The organism is Streptomyces sp. TRM70350 (assembly GCF_019219825.1).
Lineage (GTDB): Bacteria > Actinomycetota > Actinomycetes > Streptomycetales > Streptomycetaceae > Streptomyces.
Window position 1 is genome coordinate 1 of the sequence record NZ_JAHUXH010000140.1, and the last position, 325, is coordinate 325.

1 protein-coding gene is annotated in these 325 nt (G+C 63.1%); it reads right to left on the reverse strand.

Annotation, left to right across the window (positions count from 1 at the left end; translation table 11 throughout):
• A partial coding sequence (locus tag KWI83_RS37940) for a transposase (protein WP_218518909.1) occupies positions 1–200 on the reverse strand: 200 nt, incomplete at its 3' end.
• Between the last annotated feature and the right edge of the window lie 125 nt (positions 201–325).

Consider the following 325-nt stretch of genomic DNA (forward strand, 5'->3'; position numbering starts at 1 on the left):
GACGCAAGATCCACGAGTGTCTTGCCCGGGTCGTGGACGGCCCGCGGTTTTCGCCAGGGGGCGAGTGCTGCGGATATGGCCTGGTCAAGGCCGGTCTTGCGGACCGTTTCGACCAGCAGGTCCGAACCGGCCTGCGAGACCACGGCCCGGCCGTCATCTCGGACAAGGACATGGGGGTAGGACCCGATAGGCTGTTTCACCTGGAAAGTGCCTTCGACAGGGGCGGGAACAAGGACCTCAGCAATCCTCATTCTCGCTGGTCAGAGGCACTTTCCGCTTGCCTGATCACCTGCCGGACAGCACGCTTCATGAAAGCGCGAGGCTA